General features: G+C 67.5%; 9 protein-coding genes, 1 tRNA gene and 1 pseudogene. 4 read left to right on the forward strand and 7 right to left on the reverse strand.

What is annotated here, in order from left to right; translation table 11 throughout:
* Positions 1-69: 69 nt before the first annotated feature.
* Together ACIDOCELLA78_RS96150 and ACIDOCELLA78_RS96155 are read right to left on the reverse strand one after the other, a co-directional pair.
* Positions 70-745: pseudogene (locus ACIDOCELLA78_RS96150) on the reverse strand (RlmE family RNA methyltransferase).
* Positions 742-1836, reverse strand: coding sequence for a Ppx/GppA phosphatase family protein (locus ACIDOCELLA78_RS96155; RefSeq protein WP_201729823.1), 1095 nt, complete (start codon positions 1834-1836; stop codon positions 742-744). Before ACIDOCELLA78_RS96155 ends, ACIDOCELLA78_RS96150 begins: the two are co-directional and overlap by 4 nt.
* Positions 1837-1979: 143 nt before the next feature.
* On the opposite strand from ACIDOCELLA78_RS96155, the gene ACIDOCELLA78_RS96160 reads away from it, so the two are divergent.
* The 4 genes from ACIDOCELLA78_RS96160 to ACIDOCELLA78_RS96175 all read left to right on the forward strand — a co-directional run bounded on the left by ACIDOCELLA78_RS96160 (position 1980) and on the right by ACIDOCELLA78_RS96175 (position 8475).
* Positions 1980-2053: transfer RNA gene (locus tag ACIDOCELLA78_RS96160), tRNA-Gln, on the forward strand.
* A gap of 194 nt (positions 2054-2247) precedes the next feature.
* Complete coding sequence (locus ACIDOCELLA78_RS96165) at positions 2248-4632, forward strand: transketolase (protein WP_201729824.1); 2385 nt, start codon at positions 2248-2250, stop codon at positions 4630-4632.
* Positions 4633-4899: 267 nt separating this feature from the next.
* On the forward strand, positions 4900-8082 hold the full coding sequence (locus ACIDOCELLA78_RS96170; RefSeq protein ID WP_249676831.1) for an EAL domain-containing protein: 3183 nt from the start codon (positions 4900-4902) through the stop codon (positions 8080-8082).
* A gap of 153 nt (positions 8083-8235) precedes the next feature.
* Positions 8236-8475: a hypothetical protein gene (locus ACIDOCELLA78_RS96175; RefSeq protein ID WP_249676833.1), complete on the forward strand. Its 240-nt coding sequence runs from the start codon at positions 8236-8238 to the stop codon at positions 8473-8475.
* Between the two features lie 109 nt (positions 8476-8584).
* Here the strand turns inward: ACIDOCELLA78_RS96175 and ACIDOCELLA78_RS96180 are convergent, their stop codons facing one another.
* The 5 genes from ACIDOCELLA78_RS96180 to ACIDOCELLA78_RS96200 form a co-directional block, all read right to left on the reverse strand.
* A complete protein-coding gene (locus ACIDOCELLA78_RS96180; RefSeq protein WP_201729827.1) occupies positions 8585-9010 on the reverse strand; it encodes a GFA family protein in 426 nt (141 codons plus the stop codon).
* Between the two features lie 91 nt (positions 9011-9101).
* Entirely contained in the window at positions 9102-9494 is a 393-nt protein-coding gene (locus ACIDOCELLA78_RS96185; protein ID WP_201729828.1) for a helix-turn-helix domain-containing protein, read from the reverse strand.
* A gap of 10 nt (positions 9495-9504) precedes the next feature.
* On the reverse strand, positions 9505-10053 hold the full coding sequence (locus ACIDOCELLA78_RS96190) for a Smr/MutS family protein (protein ID WP_201729829.1): 549 nt from the start codon (positions 10051-10053) through the stop codon (positions 9505-9507).
* Entirely contained in the window at positions 10037-10741 is a 705-nt protein-coding gene (locus tag ACIDOCELLA78_RS96195; RefSeq protein ID WP_201729830.1) for a lactate utilization protein, read from the reverse strand. The genes ACIDOCELLA78_RS96190 and ACIDOCELLA78_RS96195 overlap by 17 nt, the downstream gene beginning before the upstream one ends.
* Positions 10738-12159: a lactate utilization protein B gene (locus ACIDOCELLA78_RS96200; RefSeq protein WP_201729831.1), complete on the reverse strand. Its 1422-nt coding sequence runs from the start codon at positions 12157-12159 to the stop codon at positions 10738-10740. The genes ACIDOCELLA78_RS96195 and ACIDOCELLA78_RS96200 overlap by 4 nt, the downstream gene beginning before the upstream one ends.
* Positions 12160-12316 lie beyond the last annotated feature (157 nt).

Genomic DNA, 12316 nt, shown 5'->3' on the forward strand with positions numbered 1-12316 from the left:
AGCGGATGTAGTGCTCCTCGATGTTGATAATTCGAGCATCTTCATCCGATCGGGTGGTGCTCTGGCGCTTCAGCCCTCCTCGGGCCGGTAGCCGGTCGCGACGAGATACAGCTCGCGCTGTCCTTGCGGCTCGCCTCGGGCTTGGCGTGGCGGACGACGGCGAAGCGCCGCTTCAGCGTCTCCAGCATCTCGCCCTGCGCGCCGCCCTGAAACAGCTTGGTGACGAAGGCGCCGCCGGGAGCGAGATGGCGAAAGGCGAAGTCGAGCGCGAGTTCGGCCAGCCCCATGATTCGCAGATGGTCGGTCGCGGTGTGGCCGGTGGTGTTCGGCGCCATGTCCGACATCACGAGATCGACCGGCCCGCCCAGCGCCTCGGCAAGGGCGGCCTCCATCGAATCGTCCTGGAAATCGCCCTTGATCAGCGCCGCGCCGGCGATCGGCTCGATATCGAGCAGGTCGATGCCGACGACGCGGTCGGCCCACGCTCCAGCGCCACCTGCGTCCACCCGCCCGGCGCGGCGCCGAGATCGACCACCCGCGCCCCCTTGCGGATCAGCCCGAACTTGCCGTCGAGCTCGATCAGCTTGAAGGCGGCACGGGAGCGGTACCCCTTTTCCTTCGCCGCGATCACGTAAGGATCGTTCAGCTGGCGGATCAGCCATTTCTGCGACGAGGGCTTGTGCTTGCGCGCCGCCTTGAGCCGCACGGCGGAGCGGCGGCGCGAGCCGATGGTCTCGCCGGTCATGCCTGGAGGCGGCGTGAGCGCGCGCGCGCGGTGCGGATCAGGCGGGTGAGCATGCCCTCGCGCAGCCCCCGGTCGGCGACGGCGAGATCGGTGGCGGGCCACATCTCGGCGATGGCGGCGAAGATCGCGCAGCCCGGCAGCACGAAATCCACCCGGTCGGCACCGATGCAGGGATGCTCGGCGAGCCGGCTCCGCCCCATCGCGCGGATCGATTCGAGACCGGACGTCACCACCTCGTGCGGCAGCACGGCACCGTCGATCGCGCCGCGGCGATAGCGATCGAGATTGAGCGCGATGCCGGCGATGGTCGTCACCGTTCCACTGGTGCCGACGAGCCGCACGCCGCCCATGCGGATTTCCTGGCTGATGCGGTGGGTCTCCTCGAAGGGACGCAGCAGGGCCTTTACCTCCTCGACCACGCCGGCGAACCCGGCCTCGGTTTCGCACCAGCCGGCGCAACGCTCGGAAAGCGTCACGACGCCGACGGGGATCGTGTGGTAGCCGATGAGCTGGGGGGTCACCCGGTCCGACGGGCCATGCGGGGCGGGGACGCGAACCCAGGCGATCTCGGTGGAGCCGCCGCCGATATCGAACAGGATGGCCCGCCGTTCAGCCTGGCTGATCAGCGAAGCGCAGCTTTCCATCGCAAGGCAGATTTCCTCCCGCGGCGAGATCGTCTCGAGCGGCAGCCCGGTTTCCGCCCGCGCCCGCGCGATGAAGGCCGCGCCGTTCTCGGCCTGGCGGCACGCCTCCGTCGCGATCGCCTTGGTCGCGGCGACCTGCCAGCGGCGCGAACGCTCGGCACAGATGGCCAGAGCATCGATCGCACGGTCCATCGCCGCGTCCGACAGCTCGCCGGTCCGGTAGAGACCTTCGCCAAGCCGGACGACCCGGCTGAAACTGTCGAGCACATGAAACCCGTTGCCGCTCGGCACCCCGACCAGCATGCGGCAGTTGTTGGTGCCGAGATCGATCGCCGCGAAGGCCGGCGGACGGGCCCGGCGATCCGGCAGGCGCCGACGTTCTCCGTTCCCCTCGGCAACGGCGGCGGCAGACCCGGACGGATGCGGAACAACGAGGTTGGTTCCCATGATTCCAATATAATGGGCCGACCCATGGGCCGAGAGCAAGTCAGATTTGCGCGCAACTCCAGATGGACGACGCAAGCGGCGGGGCGATTGCCTCCGGCAATCGCTGGTGCTATGGCGTGCTGCAGCTTCAGACGACCCGCGACTGGGGGATAGTTTAGCGGTAGAACTCCCGGCTCTGACCCGGGCAGCCTTGGTTCGAATCCAGGTCCCCCAGCCATTCACCCCGAACATGTCATGTGGCCAGCCCAGCGGCTTCCGCCCTCTCGCGGGCATGGCGGCGGGTTCGGCGATTGAGCCCGTCATGCCGGGCAACGCTCCCATGCCGCAGCACTGCCGTTTCAAACGGACGCATGAATTCCAGATAATCTGGTCTATAGGGAATGCAGGAAGCGGACAGGCCGGGATCAAGGCATGAACAAGTTGCTCGTTCCCGGCGATCGGCCGGATGACCACGCACCAGCCAGTGCGGATTATGGGCGGCTGCGACAACTCGAACGCAAGCTGCTGTGGCTTTCCGCATGGATGATCCACCACGCCAACAACATCCGCCCGAACCGCGACGGGCTCAAGGTCGGCGGGCATCAGGCCTCATGCGCGTCGGCCGTCACGATCATGACCGCGCTCTATTTCCACATCCTCCGGCCGCAGGACCGGGTGGCGGTGAAGCCGCATGCCGGCCCCGTCCTGCACGCGATCAATTACCTCCTCGGGCGGCAGACCCTCGAAAAACTGGCCGCCCTGCGCAGCCTCGGCGGCGCGCAGGCCTATCCCTCGCGCCGCAAGGATGGGGCGGAGATCGATTTTTCGACCGGCTCGGTCGGGCTCGGCGTTGCGATCACCTCGTTCGCGGCGCTGGTCCAGGATTATGTGCGCGCCCACGGGATGGTCGCCGCCGACCGCCCCGCCGCGCGGCACATCGCGATCGCCGGTGATGCCGAACTGGACGAGGGCAATATCTACGAAGCCCTGCTGGAAGGGTGGAAACACGACATCCGCGACGTTTGGTGGGTTGTGGATTATAATCGGCAGAGCCTCGACTCGGTCATGCCCGACCGCCTGTTCGGCCGGATCGAGGGGCTGTTCCGGGACATGGGCTGGAGTGTCGTCAGCCTCAAATACGGCCGGAAGCTCGAAGCCGCGTTCGCCCGCCCCGGCGGCCAGGCGCTGCGTGCCTGGATCGACGACTGCCCGAACAGCCTCTACTCCGCCCTGACCTTCCAGGGTGGCGCCGCCTGGCGCGAGGCGCTGACGACCGATCTCGGCCGCTCGCGCGGGGTGCGGGCGATCATCGACCCGATGAACGACGAGGCGCTGGCCGGGCTGATGACGAATCTCGCCGGGCACGACCTGCCGACGCTGGTCGAGGCCTTCGCCGCCGCCGCCCGCTCGGACCAGCCGACCTGCTTCCTGACCTACACCACAAAGGGCGCCGGCCTGCCCTTCGCCGGGCACAAGGACAATCATTCCGGCCTGATGAACGCCGAGCAGATGGAGGCCTTCCGCCAGCAGATGCGGATTCGCCCCGGCCGCGAATGGGACCGGTTCGAGGGGCTCGACGATCCGGACGGGCTTGCCCGGTTCCTCGCCACGGCGCCCTATGCCCGCACGCTGACCGCGACCGGGCGCGCCTATGCGGCGCCGCCGGTCGCTGTGCCGCAGGTGCTGCCGCATACGCCGTTCGCCGGGCGGCGCCTCTCGACCCAGGCGGGGTTTGGCGAAATCCTCTCGGAAATCGGACGCGGCGGCGGTGATGCGGCGGAGCTTGCGCGGCATATCGTCACCTCCAGCCCGGATGTGACCGTCACCACCAGCCTTGGCCCCTGGGTCAACCGCCGCGGCATTTTCGACCGGCATACGCGAAACGACATGTTTCGCGACCAGAAGCTCGCCTCGGCGCAGCGCTGGGGCATGAGCCCGGAAGGCCAGCATATCGAGCTTGGCATCGCCGAACAGAACCTGTTCCTGCTGCTCGCGGCCGCCGGGCTTGCGGCGCCGCTCTACGGCGCGCGGCTGCTGCCGGTTGGCACCGTCTATGATCCGTTCGTCAATCGCGGCCACGATGCGCTGGTCTATGGCTGCTACCAGGATGCGCGGTTCATGCTGGTGGCGACCCCCTCGGGCATCAGCATTTCGCCGGAGGGCGGCCAGCACCAGTCCAACAACACGCCGCTGCTGGGCATGGTGCAGGACGGCATCGCCGCCTTCGAGCCCGCCTATTGCGACGAATTGCTGCTGCTGATGCGCTACGGGTTCGACTGGATGCAGCGCCCCGAGGGCTCGTCGATCTGGTTCCGCCTGTCGACCCGCGCCATGTCCCAGCCCGAACGGCGGATCGAGGCGGCGGACGTGATCGCCGGCGGTCACTGGGTGCGGCCGCCGGCGCCGGGCGCGCGCATCGCGATCATCTACCAGGGCGCCGTGGCGCCGGAAGCGGAAGCGGCGCATGCGATGCTGCTGGAGGACATTCCCGGCGCCGGGCTGCTGGCCCTGACCAGCCCCGACCGGCTTTTCGCCGAGTGGCGCAGCGCGCAGCAGGCCCGCCGGAGCGGCGAGCCCGCCGCCCTTTCCCATATCGAGCGGCTGCTCGCACCGCTCTGCGCCGAAGCGAGGCTGGTGACGGTGCTGGACGGCCATCCCAGCACCCATGCATGGATCGGCGGCGTGCGCGGCCAGCGGATCAACACGCTCGGCGTCGACCGGTTCGGCCAGTCGGGGGATATCCCCGATCTCTATCGTGTCTACGGCATCGATACCGACGCGATTCTCGAAGCCTGCGCCGCCGCCCTGCTGGCCTGATCCGCGTCTCGCCCCGCTGACCCGGCACCGGGACGACGCGACGGGCGCCGCCCGCCCGTCGTTAGCCGGCTGTTTACCTTTAGGGTTTAGAATCAACTCATGAAGCACTATTTTCAATAATATTTTAAACTATATTTAAGATTTAAATATCATGATCATTCGACTATGATTTGAAGTGAACATGGAAAGCATTTATCAGTCAAACTGACGAAATACAGGCAGACAACTCGAGTCACTTTCGGCATGCGCAACCAGAAATCTCCCTGGATGAGAGACGTGATCGGCTTTCTCTGGGGCACGGTTGCTCTCGTTGTCCTGATTTGCGGCGGCTTCGAGTGGTTCAAGTATGGAGAGCTTTCCAGCCGTGTCCGGGCGGAGGCGAAAACGGTCGCCACCGAGTATGCCGGCACGATCGCGCGGCGGCTGTTCAACCAGTTCACCGAGTTGGAATTCATCGGCGTGAGCCTGCTGGCCCCCGCGCCGGATGGCACGATCGCACCATCGCCGCGGACCGTCCGGGCGCTCTATCGCTTCATGGCGCTGCACCCGAGCCTCTATGCCTTCAACGTGCAGTCACCCGACGGCAACCGCATCATCTGGTCGACGAAGAAACAGCCCAAGCGCCCGATCACCCTGGCCAACGGATTTACGCCGCTCGCCAGCCACCCCCAATATCTGCTCGGTCGGCCCCGCTACGCGGCCCGGGTTCACAGCTACGCCATCACGATGCGGTTCCGCGACATCGGCGCCAACGGCCAGACGCGCTATTTCGTCGGCACGCCCTACCGGCTCGACCGGCTGCTGGCTTATGCCGGCCATGCCCGCCTGCCGCTCACCCTTGCCGTCACCGACATGCGAAACCGCTCCAATCTCGTGGTCTGGCATAACGGCAGGCTCGATTTCAGCAGCCTCGCCCATCGCGGCCCGCACCAGCCCGCCGCCGCCGGGGCCGGCGCCACGCCGGCTGCCAGCACGGCTGAGCCCGCGGCCGTTCCGGGCCTGCCGCTGGAGGTGACGGCGAGCTGGCCCGCCGCCTATGTCACCAATCGCTGGGTCAGCAGCGGCTGGATCAGGTGGAGCCTTGAAATCCTCTTCGTCGTCATCCTTTCGCAACTGGTCATGCTCGTCGCGCGCAGCCGCCGGCGCGAGCAGATCGCGGCGGAGGCGCTGGAAAGGGCGCGGCGGGTCGACGACCTGACCGGCCTCGCGACCCGGACCAGGTTCGAGGAGGAGATTCCAGCGCTTTGCAGCGGCCTCGCGCCCGGCCGGCAACTTGCCGTCATCGTCGTCGACATTGAGGATTTCTCGGATATCAACGCCCGCATCGGGCGCGCCGCCGGCGACAACCTGCTGCGCACCCTCGCGCAGCGGCTCGCGGCGCTGCCGGACGCGGTTCTCCACGCCCGGGTCGGGGCGGATTCGTTCGCTTTCGCGCATGCCGACATTGCCGAGGGCGAGATGCATGCGCGGATCGATGCGGTTCTCGCGGTTGCCGCCGAGCCGTTCCAGATTGCCGGAGCAACCGCCGAGACGATCGGCATTTCCCTCGGCAGCGCGCTATACCCTGCGGATACGGATTCCGCCGCCTCGCTGCTGGGCCGGGCCGAGATCTCGCTGTTCGGGCAGGTGCAACGCCGATACGGATCGAGGCGGCGGCAGCTCGACCCGTATTCGTCCGAACATATCCTTCCCATCGCCTGGGCCCTGCGCTTCCTGCGGCCCTGTATTCCCGACATCGCGCAGGCGATGCTGGACGACATCATGTCCGACCCGCGAAACCGCGCCGTGATGGAGCCGCTGGACGAGGGGCGGCACGAGCGTCTGAAGCTGGCGGTCGCCCGCCATATCCTCATGCTGCTCGATCCCGCGCTGAACCCCGAACGACATCGCGCGGAAGCATCCCGCATCGGCCGGCTGCACGTCGCCCTCGGGGTCGATATCAGCGCCCGCACCAACGCGATGAGCGGGCTGTATCAGCGCATCTCGGTAGCGAGCCAGCGAATTCCGGGCCGGATCAGCCAGCGCCAGCTCTATCTCGACATCATCCTGCAACGCTGCGAACTGGACATGGAGATCCAGCAGGACGCGGCGGCGGGATTGCGCCACGAGATCCATCGCACGCTCGGCACGCTGGCGCTGGAAACCCGCCGGATGACCCGCAGCGTCGATGTCTGCGACGCCATCACCGCGGCGCTGGCCGGCTGGCCGTTCATCGCCTGCTGCGCGATCTATACCGAGGCGGTGGACGGACGGCTCGTCATCGAGTCCGAGAGTTCGGGGCATGCGGGGATGATGGAGCGGCATCCGACGCTGCGGCTGGGCGGGCTGAAGCTGAAGGATCTGGGCGATCATCCGATCGCACGGGCGTGGTTCACCGCCGAACCCGAACGCGGCCCGGCGCACGCTTTCGTCGGCCCTGACGATGCCGATGCGTGCCAGCGCGTTCTCGCTGCCGAGGGCGTGCTGAGCGCGGTGGCGTTGCCGATCACCGAACTCACCGGCCGGCTGCGGGCGGTGCTTGTGATGTATGGCAGGCTGCCGAACCAGTTCGCCGCCCCGGTGACGAGCGACTCGCTCGAGGCGCTCAGCCTGATCGCCGCCCGTGGCCTTGAGCAGACCAGGGACGAGTCCCTGGCGCTGATGCCCGCCGCCGAGCGGCAGGCGTGGCGCAGCCGGCTGTTCGATGGCGGCTTGCAGATGTTCATGCAGCCGATCGTCAATCTGCGGACCGGCAAGGTCGCGAAACTCGAAGCCCTCGCCAGGCTCGATCTCGGCGATGGCCGGCTGGTCGGTCCGGGGCAGTTTCTGCCGGTTCTCAGCCAGCAGGATCTCGACCGCCTGTTCATCGAAGGCATGCACCAGGCCATGCATGCGGTTTGCGGCTATCGCCGGCTCGGATTCGATGTCGATCTGTCGCTCAACCTGCCACCGACGACGCTGCGCCACCCGGACTGTGTCCGCTGGATCCGCGCCGCCCTCGATACGTTCGATCTCGATCCGCGGCGGCTGACCCTCGAACTGCTCGAAGATCAGGATTTCGTTGCCGGCGATCTGGGGCTGAGCACGATCGAAACCCTTCATCACATGGGCGTGCAACTGGCGCTGGACGATCTCGGCGCCGGTTATGGCAGCCTGATGCGGCTGCGGAACCTTCCGTTCGACATGGTCAAGATCGACCAGGGGCTGGTGCGGGGGATTTCGGCACAGGACGAACGGTCGATCAAGCTGGTCGAAGCGCTCGTGCAGCTCGCGCTGCGGCTCGAGATCGCGGTGACGGTGGAGGGGCTCGAAACCCCGGAGCTGATCGACATGGCGCTGCGCTGCGGCGCCGGATTTGGACAGGGATACGGAATCGCCCGGCCGATGCCGGCCGACCGGGTTCCGGCATGGCTCGCGGAATTTCATCTCGACACCGAGGGATCGCGCGCGTCCTTCATCGCCCTGTTCTGAGGCGCATCCGGCCTGTCGGCGGCGCCGATCCGGGGCGGCGCTGTCATCCGATTGCAAAATGTTCATCACGTTTTGAGCCCCCGCTTCTTGCCGGCGGGCGATTCAAGCGCCAACATCCGTTTCATGGGACATTATCACGGCCCGACCATAGACATGACCGTTTCGGGGGATTTCCGCGATCTTCCGACCCGCAAACCGTCACTGGTGGCCATCGCGGCGCGGCTCCTGATGTTCGGGATCGCGCTCGGCTTCGTCGCAATGCTGTTCTGGCTTGCGGTGTTCACCCTGCCGGTGCTGCTGCTGGCGGGTGTCGGCCTCTATTTCTACGCGCGGTTCGTACCGAGCCGAAACCCAGGACCGGCAGGGCCGACGATCCGGATGTTCCGGTTCTGAACCCTGCGCGTCGTCCAATCCGGATGGACCGGCAACGGCGATGGCGGCTGGACGGAGGGATGGTCAGCGCTGAAGGCGGGCAAGCGATCCGCTCGCCCGCACGCGTCGCCTATTCGGCGATCAGCTTTCCGGACCCGCCGAATTCCGCCGGAAAGTCGGCGAATTTCGGCAATCCGTCGTGAATGGGTAGAACAGTTTCGCTGTAATTCACATGCAGGCCGGGCTTGTGATCGAGTGTCGGGATCGTCGCCGAGAACACGTCGACCAGTCCGAGAGGCGGGTGATTGGCCATGATGTGGCCGCCGCAAAGCCGGCAGAACTTGCGCTCGCTCATCGGCGTCTTGGCGTAGGTGGCGATGTGTTCCTCGCCTTTGGTGACCGTGACGGCCTCGGGTTTCCACAGGCTGAAGGCGTTCACCGGGCCGCCGGACCACGAACGGCAGGAACGGCAATGGCAGATGCCCATGCCTTCCGGCTCGCCGCTCGCTTCGATTTCGACAGCGCCGCAGAAACAGGCGCCCTTATGGGTCGTCATATCTGGAAGTCTCCTCTGCTTATGCCTCCATGGTGCCGCAGGCGGAGTCGTTGGGCAAGTGTCACAGTCCGTGAGACATTGCCCCGGCGGTTCACTTTTCCGCCGCCTCACCCCCGGCGGACGGTGGAACGGGCGTTTCACGCAGCAACGCATCGATCGCGGCAACCGTGTGGTCCGGCAGGTGCCGCAGCTGGCGGGCGAAGCGGTTGGCCAGCGCGGTCTGCGCCGGGGAAAGCCCACCGGTGTGCAGGCTGATCCGCGGGCGGGAATCGCGGGCGAGATCGGCCAGCTCGTGCGCCTCGTCCCAGATCAGGCTGAACAGCTCGCAGATCTGATGGATCAGCCCCGGCGAGGGCGCGCCGCGCCTGCCGTGTTCGAGCGCGGACAGATAGGCCGCCGAGACGCCGATGCCCTCAGCCATCTCGCGCAGGGTCATTCCGCGCTGGGCCCGCAGGGCGCGCAGCCGCGCGCCGAACGGGGTCATCCGCCGGGCCTCACGGGCGGACCCTGCGCAGCAGCACGCGCAGCGCCCCCTGGTTGGCGGCGTGCGGATGGCAGACCGCGAGGATGTGCGAGCGCAGCGCGCCATCGTTAAGCCAGAACGGAACCTCGCGCCGCAGCACCCCCTCGCCGCCGGCCCGCCTTCCATGGCCGGTGACGATCTCCACACAGCGCATCCCACGCGAAACCGCGCCGGCGATGAGCGCGCTGACCGCGACATGCGCGGCCGCCGTGGTCATGCCGTGCAGGTCGAGCGTGCGTTCCGGCGCGATCTGCCCGGCGCGGAATTTTGTCCAGGTCGCGCGGTCGAGCCCCGGCGGCGCCACGCCGATCGCCACTGCCGGGCGGCGTGGCGGCAAAACCGGCGCCAGAGCCGGAGCCGGCGTTGGCGCCGCGATTGTGGGCTCGGGCCTCGCGCTGGCGGGCTTGTTGGCAGGCGGCGCCTCGGGCACGCGCACGCCGCGCAACGGGCGGACGTGGCGCAGATAGCGCGTCCAGACCTCCAGATCGGCGGCCGGAAGGGGTTTAGCCCTGCGCGCCATCTCCGCCTGCGTCGCCGAGCAGCACGATATGCAGCCGCCGCGGGCCATGCGCGCCGAGTTCGAGCGTGCGCTCGATATCGGCCGAGCGCGACGGCCCGGTGACCAGCATCACGTTGCGCGGCATGCCGCCCGCCTGGCGCAGCCGGTCGAACGCGTCCTCATAGGGACCGACCACGTCAGAGTCGCGGAGCACGACGATTTCGGTATCCGGCAGCAGGTTGAGCGTGGTCGGCGAGCGCTGGCCCGAGGGCAGCATCAGCGTGCCGGTTTCCGCGATCGCCGCGAAGCCGCGCTGCACCGAGACCATGTCGCTCGGCTGGGCGCGGCCGAAGCGATGGGCGAGCAGCGGGGCATCGTTCCAGTTCGCGTCCTCCAGATCGGGATGCGGGGCGATCACCAGTTCCGCCGGCAGGTTCTGCTCGCGCAGGTAGCCCGCGACATGGGCGGGCAGATCCGCCGGGTCGGCCAGGCGCTGGACGGTCGCGTATTCCCGCGTCGCATTGGCGATGAACAGCTCGATCAGCGCGTCATGGTCGAGTGCGACGCGGGCGGGGATGGTGTGGCGCGGATGGGCATCGAGCCGGGTGCGGAGCATCGCCGCCTGATCGGCGGGCAGCGCGCCGCGCCCGAGGCCGCGCCGGATCGTGCCGAGAATCGCCGCGCGCTGGGCCTGGTTGTCCTGTTTCATCGGCTGCGCTGCTCCCGTGCATAGCGTGCGAAGAAGGTCTCGCCCTCGGGGGCGGGCATGTCGCGCGCGGCGGTCCAGGCGCCGGCCAGCGGTAGCCAGCCGAAGCGGCCGCGCTTGCGGCCCATCATGCCGAGCCCCCAGGCGGCGATGCGGGCAACGCCGCGATAGAGCCCGGGGCGGCGGGCGACGAATCCCCAGCCGCGAATGCCGTAGCGCGTGGTCGCCGGGGCGAGATGCCGCTCGAAGGCCCGCTCGCGCCAGTGACGCATCATGCCGGTGAGCGGAATCTTCATCGGGCAGACGCTTTCGCATTTGCCGCAGAAGGTCGAGGCCGTGGGCAGCAGATGCGCCTGCTCGGCGCCGAAGATGGCCGGGGTCAGCACGCTGCCCATCGGGCCGGAATACATCGAGCCATAGGCGTGGCCGCCCACGGTGAGATAGACCGGGCAATGGTTCATGCAGGCCGAGCAGCGGATGCAGCGCAGCATGTCCTGGAACTCGGTGCCGACCATGTTCGAGCGGCCATTGTCGAGCAGGATGACGTGATATTCCTCCGGCCCGTCGGGGTCGCCAGGGCGTTTCGCGCCGGTGGAGAACGTCGTGTAGACCGAGAATTCCTGCCCGGTGGCCGAGCGCGCCAGAACCCGCAGCAGCGAGACGGTGTCCTCCAGGGTCGGGACGATTTTCTCGAGGCTGGCGAGCACGATATGCACGCGCGGCAGGGTCTGCGTGAGGTCGCCATTGCCCTCGTTGGTGACGATCACCGAACTGCCGGTTTCAGCGATCAGGAAATTGGCGCCGGTGATGCCGACATCCGCGGCGATGAACTGCTCGCGCAGCACCGCGCGGGCTTCGGCCTGGATGTCGCGTTTCTCGTGAAACACGCGGTCGGCCGGCAGATGGGTGTGGGCGGCGCGGAAACTGGCTTCCCAATCCTCGCGGTTGAGATGGAAGGCCGGGCCGATGATGTGGCTCGGCGCCTCGCCCCTGATCTGCAGAATGTATTCGCCGAGATCGGTCTCGACCGGGCGGACGCCGTTCTCCGCGAGGTGCTCGTTCAGCCCGATCTCTTCGGAGATCATCGACTTGCCCTTGGTCACGGTTTTCGCGCCCACCCGGCGGCAGATGTCGAGCACGGCGGCCCGCGCATCCTCGGCGGTGCGGCACCAGTGAACCTGCCCGCCATGGGCCTCGACCTGCTCGGCATAGCGCTCCAGATAGACGTCGAGATTCGCCAGCGTGTGATTCTTGATGCCTTTCGCGGTTTCGCGCAGGGTCTCGAACTCGGGCAGCCGGGCAACCGCGGCGGCGCGGGTCTGCGCGAAGGGCTTGCGGGCGCGATCGAGCGCCTTCTGCAACCCGGCGTCCTGCATCGCGCGGCGAGAATTTTCCTTGAAATCGGGGCTGGTATTCAGCATCGGGAACTCCTTCACGCACGAGTGTAGTGAATGGCCGCACTGAAGTGAACGCCCCCCCCATCGCCGCCGCAATTTCTTGATGGATCAAAAAAATGGCGGCACTTTCGTGCCGCCAAGTTTAGGGAGGAAACGTCCAAGAAGCAAACAGAGCGAATGA

It is taken from the genome of Acidocella sp. C78 (assembly GCF_907164655.1).

Coding starts and splice junctions, on each gene's coding strand:
- ACIDOCELLA78_RS96180 (WP_201729827.1), bottom strand. CDS start 9,010: ATGACGACCCATAAGGGCGCCTGTTTCTGCGGCGCTGTCGAAATCGAA.
- ACIDOCELLA78_RS96155 (WP_201729823.1), bottom strand. CDS start 1,836: ATGGGAACCAACCTCGTTGTTCCGCATCCGTCCGGGTCTGCCGCCGCC.
- ACIDOCELLA78_RS96170 (WP_249676831.1), top strand. CDS start 4,900: ATGAGAGACGTGATCGGCTTTCTCTGGGGCACGGTTGCTCTCGTTGTC.
- ACIDOCELLA78_RS96190 (WP_201729829.1), bottom strand. CDS start 10,053: ATGGCGCGCAGGGCTAAACCCCTTCCGGCCGCCGATCTGGAGGTCTGG.
- ACIDOCELLA78_RS96200 (WP_201729831.1), bottom strand. CDS start 12,159: ATGCTGAATACCAGCCCCGATTTCAAGGAAAATTCTCGCCGCGCGATG.
- ACIDOCELLA78_RS96165 (WP_201729824.1), top strand. CDS start 2,248: ATGAACAAGTTGCTCGTTCCCGGCGATCGGCCGGATGACCACGCACCA.
- ACIDOCELLA78_RS96175 (WP_249676833.1), top strand. CDS start 8,236: ATGACCGTTTCGGGGGATTTCCGCGATCTTCCGACCCGCAAACCGTCA.
- ACIDOCELLA78_RS96185 (WP_201729828.1), bottom strand. CDS start 9,494: ATGACCCCGTTCGGCGCGCGGCTGCGCGCCCTGCGGGCCCAGCGCGGA.
- ACIDOCELLA78_RS96195 (WP_201729830.1), bottom strand. CDS start 10,741: ATGAAACAGGACAACCAGGCCCAGCGCGCGGCGATTCTCGGCACGATC.